14 protein-coding genes are annotated in these 17,834 nt (G+C 64.6%); 6 read left to right on the top strand and 8 right to left on the bottom strand.

Annotation, left to right across the window (positions count from 1 at the left end; genetic code table 11):
* Positions 1–21: 21 nt before the first annotated feature.
* On the top strand, positions 22–192 hold the full coding sequence (locus tag AABA84_RS13890; RefSeq protein ID WP_212244686.1) for a hypothetical protein: 171 nt from the start codon (positions 22–24) through the stop codon (positions 190–192).
* A gap of 233 nt (positions 193–425) precedes the next feature.
* Positions 426–1,808, top strand: coding sequence for an aspartate aminotransferase family protein (locus AABA84_RS13895; RefSeq protein WP_338306877.1), 1,383 nt, complete (start codon positions 426–428; stop codon positions 1,806–1,808).
* Positions 1,809–1,988: 180 nt separating this feature from the next.
* On the opposite strand, the gene rnd is transcribed toward AABA84_RS13895, so the two are convergent.
* The 5 genes from rnd to AABA84_RS13920 all read right to left on the bottom strand — a co-directional run bounded on the left by rnd (position 1,989) and on the right by AABA84_RS13920 (position 7,595).
* The gene (gene rnd / locus AABA84_RS13900; protein ID WP_212244682.1) at positions 1,989–3,170 is read right to left on the bottom strand and encodes a ribonuclease D; all 1,182 of its coding nucleotides are present in this window, start codon (positions 3,168–3,170) and stop codon (positions 1,989–1,991) included.
* A 411-nt stretch (positions 3,171–3,581) separates the two neighbouring features.
* Positions 3,582–4,916: an ABC transporter substrate-binding protein gene (locus AABA84_RS13905; protein WP_338312301.1), complete on the bottom strand. Its 1,335-nt coding sequence runs from the start codon at positions 4,914–4,916 to the stop codon at positions 3,582–3,584.
* Positions 4,917–4,927: 11 nt separating this feature from the next.
* The gene (locus AABA84_RS13910; RefSeq protein WP_338312302.1) at positions 4,928–5,797 is read right to left on the bottom strand and encodes a carbohydrate ABC transporter permease; all 870 of its coding nucleotides are present in this window, start codon (positions 5,795–5,797) and stop codon (positions 4,928–4,930) included.
* Positions 5,794–6,744 (bottom strand): carbohydrate ABC transporter permease, encoded by a 951-nt coding sequence (locus tag AABA84_RS13915; RefSeq protein WP_338312303.1) that lies wholly within the window; start codon positions 6,742–6,744, stop codon positions 5,794–5,796. Before AABA84_RS13915 ends, AABA84_RS13910 begins: the two co-directional genes overlap by 4 nt.
* The gene (locus AABA84_RS13920; RefSeq protein WP_338312304.1) at positions 6,741–7,595 is read right to left on the bottom strand and encodes a phosphodiesterase; all 855 of its coding nucleotides are present in this window, start codon (positions 7,593–7,595) and stop codon (positions 6,741–6,743) included. The genes AABA84_RS13915 and AABA84_RS13920 overlap by 4 nt, the downstream gene beginning before the upstream one ends.
* 190 nt (positions 7,596–7,785) lie before the next feature.
* Here AABA84_RS13920 and AABA84_RS13925 point away from each other — a divergent pair, with 190 nt between their 5' ends.
* Positions 7,786–8,319 (top strand): REP-associated tyrosine transposase, encoded by a 534-nt coding sequence (locus tag AABA84_RS13925; RefSeq protein ID WP_338312305.1) that lies wholly within the window; start codon positions 7,786–7,788, stop codon positions 8,317–8,319.
* 119 nt (positions 8,320–8,438) lie between these two features.
* Here AABA84_RS13925 and AABA84_RS13930 read toward each other — a convergent pair whose 3' ends face one another.
* Positions 8,439–9,911, bottom strand: a complete 1,473-nt coding sequence (locus AABA84_RS13930) for a protein adenylyltransferase SelO (protein WP_338312306.1) — start codon at positions 9,909–9,911, stop codon at positions 8,439–8,441.
* A gap of 197 nt (positions 9,912–10,108) precedes the next feature.
* Between AABA84_RS13930 and aspS the strand changes: the two genes are divergently transcribed.
* Entirely contained in the window at positions 10,109–11,881 is a 1,773-nt protein-coding gene (gene aspS, locus AABA84_RS13935) for an aspartate--tRNA ligase (protein ID WP_338312307.1), read from the top strand.
* 128 nt (positions 11,882–12,009) lie between these two features.
* On the opposite strand, the gene AABA84_RS13940 is transcribed toward aspS, so the two are convergent.
* Positions 12,010–13,977: a hypothetical protein gene (locus tag AABA84_RS13940; RefSeq protein ID WP_338312308.1), complete on the bottom strand. Its 1,968-nt coding sequence runs from the start codon at positions 13,975–13,977 to the stop codon at positions 12,010–12,012.
* 247 nt (positions 13,978–14,224) lie between these two features.
* Here AABA84_RS13940 and AABA84_RS13945 point away from each other — a divergent pair, with 247 nt between their 5' ends.
* Together AABA84_RS13945 and AABA84_RS13950 are read left to right on the top strand one after the other, a co-directional pair.
* The gene (locus tag AABA84_RS13945) at positions 14,225–16,531 is read left to right on the top strand and encodes an NADP-dependent malic enzyme (RefSeq protein ID WP_212244659.1); all 2,307 of its coding nucleotides are present in this window, start codon (positions 14,225–14,227) and stop codon (positions 16,529–16,531) included.
* Between the two features lie 294 nt (positions 16,532–16,825).
* A complete protein-coding gene (locus AABA84_RS13950) occupies positions 16,826–17,278 on the top strand; it encodes a DoxX family protein (RefSeq protein ID WP_338312309.1) in 453 nt (150 codons plus the stop codon).
* 4 nt (positions 17,279–17,282) lie between these two features.
* On the opposite strand, the gene AABA84_RS13955 is transcribed toward AABA84_RS13950, so the two are convergent.
* The gene (locus tag AABA84_RS13955) at positions 17,283–17,834 is read right to left on the bottom strand and encodes a dihydrofolate reductase (protein ID WP_338312310.1); all 552 of its coding nucleotides are present in this window, start codon (positions 17,832–17,834) and stop codon (positions 17,283–17,285) included.

Genomic DNA, 17,834 nt, shown 5'->3' on the forward strand with positions numbered 1-17,834 from the left:
ACCGGCGGATGGGGTGAGAGATTGTCACGGGGAGACGAGCTCAAGGAGCTGGCGAGCGATCTGTCGCGTGCGGCCGAGAGGGCGCGCAGGCTTGGTTTGCCGACGACGGTCTATCTGCTCTCGATGGCGCTGGTGGAGGTGAGGGAAGCCGCTGCCGGCACTGACGACGGGCATGACGACGACGCAGCGTGAGAGCTGCTCCACGTGCTGCTTCGTCATGAGCGGATTTGCCAAGAGTGGATTTGCCACGAGCGGATTTGTCATGTGCAGCTTTGTCGCGTGCAGCTTTGTGCATCGCTGCTGAGCGCTTGCTGCCGACGAATTGGCGTTGCAAGTCTTGCGCTGTCGCAATAGCCAAGTAACTTGATCATCGAGTGATGACGCTGGCTGTGCCTGCGACGTGACGCTTTCAAGGATCTTCGCAAATGTCCATGCTGCCCAATTCGCAAGAGGCCCGGGATGTGGCCTATCAGCTCCATCCCTACACCAATGCGCGCACCCATCAGCAGGCCGGTCCCCTGGTGATCGAGCGCGGCGAGGGTCCCTACGTCTTCGATGCGTCGGGCAAGCGCTATTTCGAGGCGATGGCCGGCCTGTGGAGCGTCGGGCTCGGCTTCAACGAGAAGCGGCTGGTCGAGGCCGCGCACAAGCAGATGCTGGCGCTGCCGTTCTATCACACGTTCTCCGCCAAATCGCACGGGCCCTCGATCGACCTCGCCGAGAAGCTGGTCGCGCTCGCGCCTGTGCCGATGAGCAAGGTGTTCTTCACCAATTCCGGCTCGGAAGCCAATGACACCGTGCTGAAGCTGATCGCCTATCGCTCCAACGCGCTCGGCCAGCCCCAGCGCAAGAAGGTGATCAGCCGGATGCGCGCCTATCACGGCGTCACCATTGCTTCGGCGAGCCTCACCGGCCTGCCGAACAACCACCGCTCGTTCGATCTGCCGCTGCCGAACATCCTGCACACGGGTTCGCCGCATTTCTACAAGGACGGCGCGCCCGGCGAGACCGAGGAAGCCTTTGCGACGCGCCGGGCCGAGGAGCTCGACGCGCTGATCCAGAAGGAGGGGCCCGATACGATCGCGGCGTTCTTCGGCGAGCCGGTGATGGGCGCGGGCGGCGTTATCGTGCCCCCGGCGACCTATTGGGACAAGATCCAGGCGGTCTTGAAGAAATATGACATCCTGCTGGTCGCCGACGAGGTGATCTGCGGCTTCGGCCGCACCGGCAAGATGTTCGGCTGCGAGACCTACGGCATCAAGCCTGACGTGCTCGTGGTCTCCAAGCAGATCACCTCGAGCTATTTCCCGTTCTCGGCGATCATCATGAACGACCGCATGTTCGAGCCGATCGCGGACGAGAGCAACAAGATCGGCGTGCTCGGCCACGGCTTCACCGCAGGCGGTCATCCCGTCGGTTCGGCGGTTGCGCTGGAAAACCTCAAGATCATCGAGGAGCGCGGCCTGGTCGCGCATGCCGCCGAGCTCGGCGCTTACATGCAGGGCCGCTTACGCGAGCTTGCCAGCCATCCGCTGGTCGGCGAGGTCCGCGGCGTCGGCATGATCGCTGCGATCGAGCTCGTGCTCGACAAGGGACGCAAGACCGCAGCCGCGACGCCGGGCGCCGTCGGCGGCATCGCCAGCCGCATGCTCCAGGAGCGCGGCGTGATCTCGCGCAACATGCTGGACGCCATCGCCATCTGCCCGCCGCTGATCGTCACCAAGGCGCAGATCGACGACCTCGTCGCCGCGATCTCTGGCGTGCTGAATGACATGAAGGCGGAAGTGGCCAAGCTGACGCCGGCGTAGGGTCTTGTCTGGGCGCTCAATCTAACACCGTCACCCTGAGGTGGCCGCTTCTTCAGCGGCCCTCGAAGGGCGACGGCCCGGCTCTCTCGGAGCGGCGGCAGTGGGGCCGCTCATCCTTCGAGGCTCCGCGCGCGGTGCGTTGCACCGCACGCCTCGCACCTCAGGATGACGGGCTAACGGCTATTTCGCGTCGGCGGTTCGGGAGCTAACCGTCTCCGCCCGCTGCACCCCGATCACGCGGCCTTTCTCGACCGCCAGCGCCAGCTCGCCGCGCTTGAGCTTCAGGGCGGCTTCGCCGAACAGCTCGCGGCGCCAGCCGCGCAGAGCGGGGACGTCGGCCTCGTCGTCGGCTGCGATCTCTTCGAGATCGTCGACGGTCGCGATCACTTTGCTGGCCACAGCATGCCGCTCGGCGGTCATGCGCAGCAGCACCTTCAACAGCTCGACGATGGCGGCGCCGTTGTTGTTGTTGCGCGGCTTCTCCAGCTTCGGCAGCGTGGCAGGATCGCGCGCCAGTCCGCGGGTGACCGCGGCGACGATGTCCGCGCCCCATTTGGATTTCTCAAAGCCCTTCGGCACCGAGCGCAAGTTTGCGAGCTTCTCCAGCGTGTTCGGCGCATGGGTGGCGATATCGCTGACGGCCTCGTCGCGCAGCACGCGGCCGCGCGGCACGTCGCGGCTCTGCGCCTCCTGCTCGCGCCAGGCCGCGACCTCCATCAGGACCGCGAGATCCTTCGGCTTGCGCACGCGCGTCTTCAGCCGCTCCCAGGCGCGCTCGGGGTGGAAGTCGTAGGTCTTGGGCGAGGTCAGGACCTCCATCTCGATGGAGACCCATTCGCTGCGGCGGCGCTTCTTCAAATCGGCATCGAGCGCCGCGAACACGTCACGCAAATGCGTGACGTCGGACACGGCGTAGTGCATCTGCTCCTTGGTCAGCGGCCGGCGCGACCAGTCGGTGAAGCGGTGGGTCTTGTCGGGGCGGTGGCCGGTGACCTTCTCGACCAGCGCGTCGTAGGCGATGCTGTCGCCGTAACCGAGCACCATCGCGGCAACTTGGGTGTCGAACACCGGGTGCGGGATGATGTTGGCCTGGTGCCAGATGATCTCGATGTCCTGGCGGGCGGCGTGGAAGACCTTCAGCACGGCCTCGTTGGCCATCAGCTCGAAGAACGGCTTGAGGTCGATGCCCTGAGCCAAGGTGTCGATGACAATCGCTTCCTCGGCGCTGGCCATCTGCACCACGCATAGCAGCGGGTAGTAGGTGGTCTCGCGCAGGAACTCGGTATCGACGGTAATGACGGGGTGCTTGGCCAGCCGGCTGCAGGCAGCCGCGAGGTCAGCGGTGGTGGTAATCAAATCCATGAACGACCCATGACACGTGATATCAGCCGTTCTGCCGAAAGTGCTGTGATGTCAAGGGGCTCGATGCGAATTCGAGCCTTGCATTTGGGCCGGAATCGCTTTTTCCGACGAAAATCCTATTCGTAGCGGACCCGGTGCGAGGATTTGCGGGCACAGGGCAACGCCACCACGACCACGCACATGGCGACCAAAGCCAATCCCAGGAACTCGAAAACCAACAGATCCACGGCGAAATCTCCAGAAACATTGATAGATTTGTCGGGGGTACGTTGAGGGTCTGTTAATTCCAATGGTTACCGGCGGTGCGGGCCGCCGGATGGTGGACGGGGGGTTAATACGGGCGGCCGCCTAGAACGAAATCGGCGCCCCGCATGACGGAGCGCCGATGGTCGTTGGCCGATGCAGCGATCCTTACGGCAGCTTCAGCGATGTCTCCGCGTTGTACGGCTTCAGCGTCTCGTCCGCGGCCTTCTGGGCGGCGACCAGCGCCTCTTTCGGCTGCTTCTTGCCGTTGAGGACCAGCATCACCTCGTCCTCCAGCGTCTTACGCACCGGGACGGTCTTGTAGGTCGCAAACCAGGGCTTTGCGACGTCGAGCTGCTCGACGGCGGTCTTGGCGTCCGGGTTCTTGCTCAGGAAGTCGACCATGTCAGGCGTCTTGTAGGCGGCCATGTTGGGCGCGAAATAGCCGGTGGCGCGGCTCCACCAGCCGCTCTTCTCGGGCGAGGTCATCCACTTGATCAGCGTCCAGGCAGCCTTCTGCTTGTCGGCCTCGAGCCCGGCCGGAACGATCAGCGAGGCGCCGCCGATCGGCACGGCGTTGCGGACGTTGCGCGGGATGAAGGCGACCTTGTAGGCGAACTTGGCGTTGTCGCGCACGTAGGTGAGCGAGCCCGTGGACAGCATCATCATCGCGGCGTTGCCGGAGATGAAGGAGGTGCTGACGGCAGGGCCGGGCGTGGCGCCGGGCGCGTGGACCTTGTGCTTGGTGACGAGGTCGTTCCACCAGGTGAGCGCGCCGAGCATCGAGGGCGTGTCGTAATAGACCTCGCCGCCGAACTCCTCGTTGTAGTAGCGCCCGCCATTGCTCATGGTGAGCGTTTCCATCATCCAGCCGCAATAGTCATACGCGCAGGGAATCGCGATGCCCCATTGGGTCACCTTGTCGCCCTCGCGCTTGGTGAGCTTCTTGGCCCAATCGGTGAGCTCGGCCCAGGTCTGCGGCGGCTTGCTCGGATCGAGGCCGGCTTCCTTGGCCTTGTCGGCGTTGATATAGAGCAGCGGCGTCGAATTGTGGAACGGCACGCCGTAGACCGAGCGGTCGATCACCGCGTTGCCCTGCAGCGCGGGGAAGAACTGGCCGAGGAACTGCTCCTTGGTGGTGCCGTCGGCCTTGATCAGGGCATCGAGATTGGTGAGCTCGTTCTCGATCTGCATGTCGAGCAGGAAGTTGGCCGACATGATCACGGCGGACGGCGGCTTGCCGGCCTTGATCGCGGCGCGCGTCTTGATCAGCGTGTCGTCATAGGAGCCGGTGTAGACCGCGGTCGCCTTGACGTCCGGATGGGTCTCGTTGAACTCCTTGATCAAGGTGCCCATGTCGCGGGCGAGCTTGCCGTCGACGGGGACGGGGAAGAACAAATCGATCTCGGTCGGGCCTTCGCCGGCGAGGGCCGGAAAGGCGAGGGCGCCTGCCATGGTACCTGCGATGGCGAGGCCCAGCATGAGCCTGCGGGAAAACAGCATCGAAGAATCTCCTATTTGATGCCTGAGGTGACGAAAGAGCTGATGAAGCGCTTCTGGAAGATCAGGAAGGTGATGAGCAGCGGCGCGATCACCATCAGCGTGCCGGCCGCGATGGTGCCCCAGGCCTGCGTGCCTTCGGCGGTCTTGGTGAAGACCGAGAGGCCGACCGTGAGCGGTCGCTTGTCCGGCGAATTGATCACCATCAGCGGCCACAGGAAGTCGTTCCAATGGCTGGTCACGGAGATGATGGCGAAGGCCGAGAAGCTCGGCATCGACAGCGGCACGTAGATGTGGCGGATGCGCTGGAGCAGGCTGGCGCCGTCGATCAGGGCGGCGTCTTCGAGCTCGGTCGGAATCGCCTCGAACGCCTGCCGCATCAGGAACGTGCCGAAGGCGGAGGCGAAGAACGGCATCATCACGCCAGCGAGCGTGTCGTAGAGGCCGAGCTGCGCCACGAGGCTGAGGTTCGGCACGATCAGCAGCACCGGCACCAGCATCAGCTGCATCAGGAACAGATAGAAGATCAGCGTCTTGCCGACGAAGGCAAGGCGCGCGAAGGCAAAGCCCGCCAGCGTGATCGTGACGAACTGCACCAGCAAAATGCCGGCGCAGATGATCGCGGTGTTGAGCGTGTAGCGCGGGAAATCGCCGATCTCCCAGGCATCTCTGACGTTGTCGAGCGTCGGCTTCAGGCTCGGCATCAGCTCGGCCATGGCGTTGATGCCGTCGGAGGCCGGGCGCAGTGTCGCTACGACCATCCAGAGGAACGGAATGAGCCAGACGATCGCGAGCAGCACGGTCAGCAGGAAGCCGAGCTTTGGCGTGATCTCGCCTCTCGTGGCGAGCGGGGCGTCCCTGAACAGGCGGTCGATCAGCTTCATGGCCCGCCCTCGCGGTTTGCCATGGTGCGGAAGGAGAGCGCGGTGAGGCCCATCAGCGCGGCGAGCGTCAGCAATGTCGCGGCCGAGGCCTTGCCGACGTCGTAATGCTCGACCGCCTGCTGGTAGATGTAGAACAGCACGAGGTTGGTCGAGTTCGACGGTCCGCCCTGGGTCATGACGAAGACGTGGTCGACCTGCGTCACCGCGTTGAGGATCGCGATGACGGTGACGAACAGGAAAGTGGGCTTGAGCTCCGGCAGGATGATGTGGCGCAGGCGCATGTAAGGCCCGGCGCCGTCGAGATGTGCGGCCTCCATCACGTCCTCGGGCACGGCCTGGAGGCCGGCGAGGAAGAACAGCATGTAGTAGCCGGCGTTCTTCCAGATCGTGATGACCATGATCGCGTAAAGCGCGATATCGGGGTCGCCGAGCCAGTTCGGCAGCACCGGAAGCAAGCGGCCGATGTAGTAGTCGAGCAGGCCGACATTGGGCAGGAAGATGAACATGAACAGCGCGGAGGCTGCGACCATCGGGATCAGCACCGGCAGGAACAGCGCCGCGCGCAGCGCGCTGCTCACGGCGTTGGTGCGCGACAGCGCCAGGGCGAACAGAAGTGCGAGGCCGATGCTCGGAACCGCGGTGCCGACTGCATAGATCAGGTTGTTGACGACCGCGCCGGTAAAGGCGGGATCGGCCAGCACCGCTGCGACGTTGTCGAGACCGACGAAGCGGACCGGCGCCTTCGGCGTGGCGCGCTGGTAGAGCGCATCGACGAGCACGCGGCCCATCGCGCCGTAGGTGAACAGCGCGAGGAAGACCAGCGAGGGCAGCAACAGCAGATAGGCGGGCAGCGAAGCTTTGAAGCGCGTGCCGAGGCGCTTCAGGACGTCCAGGCGCGGCGCCGCCGAGGTCGCGACCGGAAGAGCCGCGGGTTCGGCGAGGCTCATCTCACCGCGCCGGGGAAATTGAGTGCATAGTCGCGGCCGTCCGTTCCCACGGGTGGTTCGAACGGGAAGCGCAGACTTTCGTCGAGGAAGTCGTGGCTGTGCACGACGAGATTCTCGTCGTCGATCAGCACGACGCCATAGGCCGGCGGCTCGTGGCTTGCGAGGTGAGGCGCGTTCGCGTCGAGCTCGAACCAGACCTGATGGTTGGTGCCGCGCAGCGTCGAGAACGGGATCTTGCCAAAACTGCCGAAGATCGGCCGGTGCACATGGCCGAAGAAGAGATGGCGGATGCGCGCGCGATAGGGCGCAATCACCTCGGCAAATTCGGCGCTCTGCTTCAGTCCGATCTCGTCCATCGCATGCACGCCGATCGGGAAGGGCGGGTGATGCATGAATACGACGAATTGCTGGTCGTCGGGCGCGGCCGCGAGCGTCTTCGCGAGCCAGTCGAAGCGCTTGGCGCACATCTCGCCGGCGTGGCTGGTCTCGTCAAGCGTGTCGAGGAAGACGAACAGGCCGTGCTCGGTGGTGCGCGTGCCCTGCACGAATCCGTTTGAATCGCGCGGCGCGGCCTTCAGGCTATCGAGGCAAGTCACGCGGCGGTCGTGATTGCCGACCATGGCGATGTAAGGGATTTTCAGCGCCGACATCGCGTCGGCGAAATTGGCGTAGGAGTTAGCCTCGCCCCAATGGGTGAGGTCGCCGGTCACGACCGCGAACGCAGCGTCGGACTGATGCTTGTTGATGTCGGCAATCGCCGCGTCCAGCCGCGCGCGCGGGTCGAGGCCATAGAGCTTCAGCCCGGGGTTCGCCAGATGCGTGTCGGTGATGTGGATGAATTTGAAGGGCATGGCGCGCTTTGTCAGGACGGTTGGAGGATGGGCGCTTCCGGCAAGGCGACCCTGACAGGCGGTTAGAGCGGGTGTGTTTCAGTTTGATGACAGCGGTTCCTGTGTCCACAGTGCTCGCTTCGTAGGGTGGATTAGCCGAAGGCGTAATCCACCACTGTGAGCCAACTTCAAGTTGTGCTATCGATGGGCGATGTCCGACTATCGCCGCGCATTCGTCCCGGGACGATGCTGGTTCTTTACCGTGAACCTGCTCGATCGGCGGAAAGCTCTTTTGACCGACCAGATTGAGAGCCTACGAGACGCGGTCGCCGCAACGCGACAGAGCCACCCCTTCGCAATCGATGCTTTCGTGGTTCTGCCGGACCATCTCCACGCAATCTGGAAGCTGCCGTCGGGCGACGCCGATTTTTCGGTGCGCTGGCGCTTGATCAAGTCTCGTTTCGCCAAAGCACTCCCGGTGACCGAGCGGCTGAGCGCTGTCCGTTTCTCACGGAATGAACGCGGCATATGGCAGCGACGGTTCTGGGAGCACTTGATCCGGGACGAGGCCGACTACGCCCGCCACGTCGAGTATTGTTATTACAATCCCGTCAAGCACGGGCATGTGTCGCGAGTCTGCGACTGGCCGTATTCGTCATTTCACCGCGATGTTCGTGCAGGACTGCTTCCGGCGGATTGGGGCGGAGACACTCAGTTCATCGGCGAGTTCGGAGAGCGGACGTAATAGCCGCGCCAATCTGTAGGGTGGATTAGCGAAGCGTAATCCACCTCTTTACTTTCCGGCTTCGAGAGAAGTGGTGGATTACGCCTTCGGCTAATCCACCCTACGCACCGGGTTTGTGGCTACGTCCCGCAGAACGTCCGCAGCACCCGCTGGTCCGGCAGCGGCGGATCGGCGTAGGCCGCATAGTCCGGCTGGTCGTCGAACGGTTTCGCCAGCACCTTAACCAGCTCCTCGAATGGCGCGTAATTGTCGTCGTTGACCGCGGCCTGGATCACGGCCTCGACGCGGTGGTTGCGGGGGATGAACATGGGATTGACGGCGTGCATTGCCGCCTGCCGCTCGGCTGCGGTCTGCGGCTCCAGCGTGATGCGGGCGCGCCAGCGGCCGGCCCATTCGTCGAAGGCTGCGGGCTCCATGAACTGCGCGCGCGCATCCGCACTGTCATCAACGGCGGCGTCGCCCAGCTTGCGGAAGGTGAGGGTGAAGTCGGCCTGGTTCTTCGCCATGGCGTCGAGCAGGTCCTGGATCAGCGCCTCGTCGCCGTCGCGCTCAGTGAACAGGCCGACCTTTTTGCGCAGGCCCGCCTGATAGGCGGCGCTGAACTGGTCTGAGAACGCGCCGAGAATGTCCTGGGCTTCGGCAACCGCCTTCTCCTGCTCGTCGGAGAACAGCGGCAGCAGGCATTCGGCGAGGCGCGTCAGATTCCACAGCGCGATGCGCGGCTGGTTGGCATAGGCGTAGCGGCCCATCTCGTCGATCGAGGAGAACACCTGCGAAGGGTTGTAGGCGTCCATGAAGGCGCAGGGGCCGTAGTCGATGGTCTCGCCGGAGATGGAGCTGTTGTCGGTGTTCATCACGCCGTGGATGAAGCCGACCAGCAGCCAGCGCGCGACGAGATCGGCCTGGCGCGCGACGACGCCGGCGAGCAGCGCTTGATAGGGCCGCTGCACGTCGCGCAGCTCCGGATAGTGCCTGATGATGACGTGGTCGGCGAGCCGGCGGATCGCGTCGGTGTCGCGGCGGACGGCGAAGAACTGGAAGGTGCCGACCCGGATATGGCTGGAGGCGATACGCGTCAGAACGGCGCCCGGTAGCGCGGTCTCGCGAATGACGTGCTCGCCGGTGACGACGGCGGCAAGCGAGCGCGTGGTCGGAATGCCCAGCGCATACATGGCTTCGCTGACGATGTATTCGCGTAAGACCGGCCCTAGCGCGGCGCGGCCGTCGCCGCGGCGGGAGAACGGGGTGGGGCCCGAGCCCTTGAGCTGGATGTCGCGGCGGACGCCGTCCCTGTCGATGACCTCGCCGAGCAGGATGGCGCGGCCGTCGCCGAGCTGCGGCACGAACTGCCCGAACTGATGTCCGGCATAGGCCATGGCGATGGGATCGGCGCCGGCTGGAACCGTTTTGCCGGCCAGGATCGCCGCGCCCTCCGGGGTCTCCAGCAGGTCAGGATCGAGCCCGAGCTGGACCGCCAGCGGCCGGTTCAGCTTGATCAGCCGGGGGGCGGCGACAGGGGTCGGCGCGACGCGGGCAAAGAAGCTGTCCGGCAGCGCCGAATAGGAGTTCTGGAAGGGGAAATGAACGGTCATGGAGGTAAAGATAGGCGGGGAACGCCTGATGGCAAAGGCTTGAGGTCAGATCGGCCAAAAATGGGCCTTCCGAGCCCAAAACAGCCCGTTCCCTTGGTTGCCGCCTCGGGTCTCGTCGGGTAAACCCTGCCGCAATCTCGGACCGGTCATGACAGGCCGTTCGATTCGCTTCCTCCGACATCATTTTTGGGACGACCATGCATCGCTACCGGTCACATACATGCGGCGCGCTCCGCGAGAGCAACATCGGCGAGACGGTCCGCCTGTCAGGCTGGGTCCATCGCGTTCGCGACCATGGCGGCGTGCTGTTCATCGACCTGCGCGACCATTACGGCCTGACCCAGTGCGTGGTCGATCCGGACTCGCCGGCGTTCTCGCTGGCCGAAAAATTGCGCTCGGAATTCGTGGTGCGGATGGACGGCAAGGCCCGCCGCCGCCCCGAGGGCACCGACAACGACGATCTGCCGACCGGCAAGATCGAGATCTATGTCAGCGAGATCGAGGTGCTGGGCCCAGCCGGCGATTTGCCGCTGCCGGTGTTCGGCGACCAGGAATATCCTGAAGACATCCGCCTCAAGTACCGCTTCCTCGATTTGCGCCGGGAGAAGCTGCACCAGAACATCATGACGCGCGTCGAGATCATCAAGTCGATGCGCCGGCGCATGGAGGGGCAGGGCTTCTTCGAGTTCAACACCCCGATCCTGACGGCGTCCTCGCCGGAAGGCGCACGCGACTTCCTCGTCCCGTCGCGCATCCATCCCGGCAAGTTCTACGCGCTGCCGCAGGCGCCGCAGCAGTACAAGCAGCTGCTGATGATGTCGGGCTTCGACCGCTATTTCCAGATCGCGCCCTGCTTCCGCGACGAGGACCCGCGTGCCGACCGTCTGCCGGGTGAGTTCTACCAGCTCGACGTCGAGATGAGCTTTGTCACGCAGGAAGACGTGTTCGCGGCGATGGAGCCGGTCATCACCGGCGTGTTCGAGGAGTTCGCCAAGGGCAAGCCGGTGAGCAAGAACTGGCGCCGGATTCCGTTCGCCGATGCCTTGCGCAAGTACGGCAGCGACAAGCCGGATTTGCGCAACCCCATCGAGATGCAGGACGTCTCCGAGCATTTCCGCGGCTCCGGCTTCAAGGTCTTTGCGCGCATGCTCGAAGACCCCAAGAACCAGGTCTGGGCGATCCCCGCGCCGGGCGGCGGCAGCCGCGCCTTCTGCGACCGCATGAACTCGTGGGCGCAGGGCGAGGGCCAGCCCGGCCTCGGCTACATCATGTGGCGCGAGGGCGGCGGGGGCGCCGGTCCTCTCGCGAACAACATCGGGCCTGAACGCACCGCTGCGATCCGCGCGCAGATCGGCGTGAAGGAAGGCGATGCAGCCTTCTTCGTCGCCGGCGATCCCGACAAGTTCTGGAAGTTCTCAGGATTGGCCCGCAACAAGGTCGGCGAGGAATTGAACCTCACCGACAAGGAGCGGTTCGAGCTCGCCTGGATCGTCGACTTCCCGATGTACGAGTACAACGAGGACGACAAGAAGGTCGACTTCTCGCACAACCCGTTCTCGATGCCGCAGGGCGGTCTTGATGCCCTGAAGGGCCAGGATCCGCTCACCATCAAGGCGTTCCAGTACGACATCACCTGCAACGGCTACGAGATCGCATCGGGCGGCATCCGCAACCACGTGCCGGAAGCGATGGTGAAGGCGTTCGAGATCGCGGGCTACGGCGAGCAGGAAGTGGTCGACCGCTTCGGCGGCATGTACCGCGCCTTCCAGTACGGCGCCCCGCCGCATGGTGGCATGGCCGCGGGCGTCGACCGCATCGTGATGCTGCTGTGCGGCACCACGAATTTGCGCGAGATCTCGCTGTTCCCGATGAACCAGCAGGCCATGGACCTCCTGATGGGCGCACCGTCGGAAGCCACGACGAAGCAGCTCCGCGAGCTGCATGTGCGGGTGAACCTGCCGCAGAAGTGAGGGGGGCGTGCCCCGGACGCAGCGCAGCGCTTCCTTGGCGATGCGAAGCATCGTCCAGTTCAGCGGTGCGCTGCAGAGCCGGGGCCCATGTCTCGGCGAACGACAAGCATTCTGGGTCCCGGCTCTGCCTACAACCCCGTCGACGCCTCGATCCTGAACCGCGCGAGTGCGATCGCCGGCTCGCTGTTCAGGGCATCCATGAGCTGAAGCACCGGCAGCTTGCCGAGCGGGGTCAGCTTGATGGTGAGCGTCTGGCCTGACGTCTCGACGAAGCCGGCGAACGCATCGACCGCGGCCTTGGCATCGAGATTGGAGGCCGCGATCTTCTCGCCTTGCGCCCGGATCATCTCGACGATGGCGCTGCGTGCGGTGTCGCGGCTGACATTCTGCATGCGCGCGAACTGGGCCACGACGAGATCGACCACGCCGCTGTCGTGCAAGGAGAGCTCGATCGGGCCGGTCTCGATTTGCCCGGCCTGGCTCATGGCCTGCGCCGGATCCGTCGTGAACAGGCCGCGCGGCACGTTGGCGAGCGCGAGGCGGCCTTGCGCCTTGGCGAGGTTGCCGAGATCGATCGTGGCAGGCGCAAACGCAAAGGCGCCCGACGATTCCGTCCAGGCCGCGCCGAGATCGAGGTTGATCGCGAGCTTGTCGATGCCGGCCATGGTCAGCGGCAGTTGCGCCGGATTGGAGGGATCGGTGGGAGCGACCATCTTCACGACCAGATTGGCCTTGCTTGGAATCGACCCGACCAATTGCCCCCAGCTCAGGCTGATCGTGTCGATGGTGACGAGCTGCCGCGTATTCTTGTAGGGCGAGACCACGCCCTTGATCTCGGCACCTTCCAGCACCCGGAACAGGCCGAGCATCTGATCGGGCGAGGGCGGTTGCCCGGGCGTTCTAAGGCTTGCCGCCCAGCGCATCAGATTTGCCGCGCTGAAGGATTTCAGCGCGAAGCGCTCCATCTTGAGCTGGCCCTGCGGCAGCGGCATGTCGAGGCCTTCCAGCGCGATGGTGTCCTGATCGTATTTGATCGCGCTGAGCCGCCCCGTTCCTTGCGGCGTCTCGACTGTTTGCTTGCCGATTTCGACCTTGCCGATCTGGAAGCCCTCGAAGAAGTCGGCCACCTTCTCAATCATGTCGCGCGACTGCGCCGGCGTCAGGATCGTGCCGTCAGCCGGCACCAGGGCGATGATCCCTGCCGGGCGGAATTTCGAGGGCCGGATCGCGATGTCGTCGCAGCTGATGCCGTCGACCTGCACGCGCACGCCCGGAGCCGTCGTCACCACATACGAATTGACCGAGATGCGTCGATAGACCTTGTGAAAACTGTCGTCGCTCGACCCTTGCTGATCGAGCGCGGCCCTTATGGCGGTTGCGTCGAAATCGTAAGCGGCCAGGCCGGACAGCTCGCCGGTCATCTTCGCGGGTTTGCCTGGCTGGGTGAGGTCGAGCGAATAGGTGATGCGGTCCGTCTTCGCCGTTTCGATCTTGCCGCGGTTGACGTTCTGGACCGACAGACCGGAATAGACATAATCGCCGCCGCCGGCGTTGCCGGTGCCCGCATCGACGTTGACCGCGACGGTCGGCACCGCGATCGAGGATGCCGAAACTGTCGCGTATTGCGCGAGCATGAAGCGGTACATGTCGATGATCGAGCCGGACAGCGGCGCGGCGGCTGCACGGGTCGGACCGGAAAAATCGCGCGCGCTGATCTGCGGGATCTTGTAGTTTGCTTTCAGCTTCGCCCGCTCGGTAGCCGTGAAGGCGATCTCGACCCCGGACACCTCAATGCTGTCGGCCGTGAAACGGGCCTCATCCGGCTGGCGTACGCCGACGGCCGTGACCTTTGCGACCTTGACGTTGGCGAGCTGTGGCTGGGCGGGCTCGACACTGATGTCCTCGATCGTCAGCGTCCGGGTCCCGAGCTCGAACCCGATCTTGCCGTGGCTCGCCTTGCCGCCGCCTGCGCGGATCTGCTCGAAGGCCGTCTCGACCTCGCTCGTCGCCCGGTGCTGGACATAGAGGTTGAAGCCAAGCCATCCGCCCGCGCCGAGCACGGCAAGTGCGATCAGGCCGATCAGGATTCGCTTCATTCCCAGCTCCAGTTGCTCATTTTGCACCGCGCAACCTGCCATATTCGCGAAACGCCGCGTGGTCCAGGGAAAGCTATGGTTTTCAAATATTTGACCGCGCGCCCTGTTGATGGGCGCGCAATCGGATGTTGCCACCGGGGCGCCCGGCGTGCTTCATCCCGTTTCCATGACCCGGAAATACGGTCCGCTTGGACAGCCGCTTTCGGATCGTGCATTTTGAGGCCGGTAACGCGAGGCGAAACACCGCATGTCGTCCTATTCCGATGATCTCCACCAGGCGGCGCTCGCCTACCACCGTCTGCCGCGCCCCGGAAAGCTCGAGATCCAGGCAAGCAAGCCGCTTGCCAACCAGCGCGACCTCGCGCTGGCCTATTCGCCGGGCGTTGCCGCGGCCTGCACCGAGATCGCCAAGAACCCGGCGGAAGCCGCCACGCTGACGACCCGCGCCAATCTGGTTGCCGTGGTCTCCAACGGTACCGCCGTGCTCGGCCTCGGCAATATCGGACCGCTGGCCTCCAAGCCGGTGATGGAAGGCAAGGCGGTCCTGTTCAAGAAGTTCGCCGGCATCGACGTGTTCGATATCGAGATCGCCGCCGACACCATCGAGCGCGTGGTCGAAACCGTGGCGGCGCTCGAGCCGACCTTCGGCGGCATCAATCTGGAAGACATCCGCGGGCCGGAATGCTTCGAGATCGAGGCGCAGCTCAAAGAGCGCATGAAGATCCCGGTCTTCCATGACGATCAGCACGGCACCGCCATCATCGTCGCCGCCGCCGTCACCAACGCCCTGCGACTCAACGGAAAGAAGCTCTCCGACGTCAAGATCGTGGCGTCGGGAGCAGGGGCTGCCGCGATCGCGACACTCAATCTGCTCGTGTCGATGGGCGCGCAGCGCAAGAACATCTGGGTGTGCGACATCGACGGCCTCGTGCACGAGGGCCGCAACACCACGATGGACCGCTGGAAGGCGGTCTATGCGCAGAAGACCGACAAGCGCACGCTCGGCGACGTCATCGGCGGTGCCGACATCTTCATCGGTCTCTCGGCGCCGGGCGTGCTCAAGCCGGAGATGGCCAAGGCGATGGGCGACAAGCCGCTCATCATGGCGCTCGCGAACCCGACCCCGGAGATCATGCCGGAGGAGGCGCGAAAGGTGCGCCCTGACGCCATGATCTGCACCGGCCGCTCGGATTATCCGAATCAGGTCAACAACGTTCTGTGCTTCCCCTTCATCTTCCGCGGTGCGCTCGACGTCGGTGCCAGCGCCATCAACGAGGAGATGAAGCACGCCGCCGTCGAGGCCATTGCGCAGCTGGCGCGCGAGGCGCCGTCGGACGCGGTCGCGCAGGGTTTTGACACCGGCGAGACGCAAGGTTTTGGGCCGGGTTCGCTGATCCCCAGCCCCTTTGATCCCAGATTGATCCTGCGCATCTCGCCGGCGGTGGCGAAGGCGGCGATGGAGTCCGGCGTCGCGACGCGCCCCATCACCAATTTCGACGAATACACCGCGCTGCTCGAGCGCTTCGCCTTCCGCTCCGGCCTCGTCATGAAGCCGATGTTCGCCAAGGCCAAGACCCAGCCGGTCCGCGTGATCTACGCCGAAGGCGAGGACGAGCGCGTGCTGCGGGCCACGCAGGTGGTGCTTGAGGAGAACCTGGCGCGGCCGATCCTGGTCGGCCGTCCTTCGGTCGTAGAGGCGCGCATCAAGCGCTTCGGCCTCTCCATCCGCGCCGGCAAGGATTTCGACCTCGTCAATCCCGAGGACGATCCGCGCTACCGTTCCTACGTGCAGTCCTATGTCGAGGTCGCCGGCCGCCGCGGCGTGACGCCGGATGCGGCGCGCACGGTGGTGCGTACCAACAACACGGTCATCGCTGCGCTCGCGGTGACGCGCGGGGAGGCGGATGCGATGCTCTGCGGCGTCGAGGGCCGCTACATGAGCCATCTGCGCCATGTCCGCGAGATCGTCGGTTTTTGCCCTGGCATCAGCGACTACGCCGCACTGGCGCTGCTGATCACCAGCAAGGGCGCCTTCTTTATCGCCGACACGCAAGTTCGCCCCAATCCGAGCGCGGAGGAGCTAGCCGAAATCGCATCGCTCGCCGCGGTCCACGTCCAGCGTTTCAACATCAAGCCGAAGATCGCCTTCGTCTCGCACTCGGATTTCGGAAGCTACGACACCGATTCCTCGCGCAAGATGCGCCGCGCGACCCAGCTGCTCAAGGAAAAGCATCCGGAGATCGAGGCCGACGGCGAGATGCAGGGCGACACGGCACTTTCGGCGGCTGCGCGGAAAATGGTGCTGCCGCATTCCAATCTCGAAGGCGAGGCCAACATCCTGATCATGCCGACGCTCGACACCGCCAACGTCGCCTATCAGATGATCAAGTCGCTGGCGGACGCGCTGCCCGTCGGCCCGATCCTGATCGGCCCGGCGCGCCCGGCGCATATCCTGACGCCGTCGGTGACGGCGCGCGGCATCCTCAACATGACAGCCGTCGCCGTGGTCGAAGCGCAGGAGCGCGCCGCACGGCAGCCGACGCTGTTCACGTAAGGGCGGACTGCCGCGTCGTCTTCGCCTCTCCCCGCGTGCGGAGAGAGGCCGGGATTTGCGATAGCAAATTCCGGGTGAGGGGGCTCTCCGCGAATCCAGTTCTCACCGTGATTGCGGAAGCGGCGCCTCACCCCAACCCTCTCCCCGTAAGAACGGGGCGAGGGAGCGCACCGCCCGAGCCTTGCAGGCTCAATCTTTTCAAAACAGTTCTCCATTTCCCCGTTTGTAAAGCGGCGCGCAACTCTTCATAATCCTTGCGCGTTCCGTGCTTAGCGCTTTGCCAAGAGGCCGATCATGCCAGCGTTCGTGACTTTCGGGCGAATCCTGTTCGCCGTGCTGTTCATCTACACGGGCGCGACCAAGCTCTTTGCCATCCAGGCGACCGCCGACTTCATCGCCACCAAGGTCGTGGTGCCCGACATCGTCGCGCCCTATGCCAAGCAGGTGGAGACGGCCACCGCCATGACCACGCCGCAGCTGCTGGCGATCGCGGTCGGCGCGCTCGAGATCATCGCGGGGCTGATGATCGCGCTGAATTTCGGCGCGCGGTTCTTCGCGATGCTGATGATCGTCTACGTCGCGATTGCGACCGTGCTGTTCGACGATTTCTGGAACCAGGCGCCGCCCGACAATGCCAAGATGGTGGTCGACGCGCTGAAGAACCTGTCGATCATCGGCGCCTTGTTCATGATCATGGGATACGGCCGCACCACGCGTCCGGCCGAGGCGGCCTACGGGGACGTCTGAGGGCCTACGTTCGGCGCCACGGAGTTACGGTCACCTCATGCGCCGCGTCGAGCAGATACGGCGCATCAGGCTGCATCCCGTGGGACGTCAGCACCTCCCGCGGCGTCCGCGCCGGCACGCCGACGAAGCAGCCTTCGCCGCCGGGCAGGCGCACATGCGGGGCTTCCGACAGCCAGAAGGTATCGTAGCGGCCCATGAACATCTCGAACACGGCGGGGCCGCCGATGACGGCGACCATGCCGGTGGTGACATCGGCAAAGGCGCAGGCCTCCTCGAAGCTCGCCTGTTCCGGATTCCACAGCGTCGCGTTCGGCATCTCCGGATCGACGGTGAGCGCCTTGATCTTGCGGGTCAGGATCAGCCGCTTGCGCTTCGGCGAGTTCGGCTGCTGCTCATGCGAGTTGCGGCCGTGCACGATCAGCGCGGCGCGATCGAGCGCCTGCTCGAAGAACAACTTGTCGCCGTCGAACTTCAGGCTGTCGGGCATGACGTGGCTCGCGTCGGCGAGCATGCCGTCCGCCGAGACGATGACGTAGCCTTCGATACGGAAAGACAA

Source organism: Bradyrhizobium sp. TM239, assembly GCF_036247985.1.
Taxonomy (GTDB): domain Bacteria; phylum Pseudomonadota; class Alphaproteobacteria; order Rhizobiales; family Xanthobacteraceae; genus Bradyrhizobium; species Bradyrhizobium ottawaense.

Excerpts from the sequence above, each read along its gene's own strand:
- AABA84_RS13895 (WP_338306877.1), top strand. The coding sequence starts at position 426 with ATGTCCATGCTGCCCAATTCGCAAGAGGCCCGGGATGTGGCCTATCAG.
- rnd (WP_212244682.1), bottom strand. The coding sequence starts at position 3,170 with ATGGATTTGATTACCACCACCGCTGACCTCGCGGCTGCCTGCAGCCGG.
- AABA84_RS13905 (WP_338312301.1), bottom strand. The coding sequence starts at position 4,916 with ATGCTGTTTTCCCGCAGGCTCATGCTGGGCCTCGCCATCGCAGGTACC.
- AABA84_RS13910 (WP_338312302.1), bottom strand. The coding sequence starts at position 5,797 with ATGAAGCTGATCGACCGCCTGTTCAGGGACGCCCCGCTCGCCACGAGA.
- AABA84_RS13915 (WP_338312303.1), bottom strand. The coding sequence starts at position 6,744 with ATGAGCCTCGCCGAACCCGCGGCTCTTCCGGTCGCGACCTCGGCGGCG.
- AABA84_RS13920 (WP_338312304.1), bottom strand. The coding sequence starts at position 7,595 with ATGCCCTTCAAATTCATCCACATCACCGACACGCATCTGGCGAACCCC.
- AABA84_RS13925 (WP_338312305.1), top strand. The coding sequence starts at position 7,786 with ATGTCCGACTATCGCCGCGCATTCGTCCCGGGACGATGCTGGTTCTTT.
- AABA84_RS13930 (WP_338312306.1), bottom strand. The coding sequence starts at position 9,911 with ATGACCGTTCATTTCCCCTTCCAGAACTCCTATTCGGCGCTGCCGGAC.
- aspS (WP_338312307.1), top strand. The coding sequence starts at position 10,109 with ATGCATCGCTACCGGTCACATACATGCGGCGCGCTCCGCGAGAGCAAC.
- AABA84_RS13940 (WP_338312308.1), bottom strand. The coding sequence starts at position 13,977 with ATGAAGCGAATCCTGATCGGCCTGATCGCACTTGCCGTGCTCGGCGCG.
- AABA84_RS13945 (WP_212244659.1), top strand. The coding sequence starts at position 14,225 with ATGTCGTCCTATTCCGATGATCTCCACCAGGCGGCGCTCGCCTACCAC.
- AABA84_RS13950 (WP_338312309.1), top strand. The coding sequence starts at position 16,826 with ATGCCAGCGTTCGTGACTTTCGGGCGAATCCTGTTCGCCGTGCTGTTC.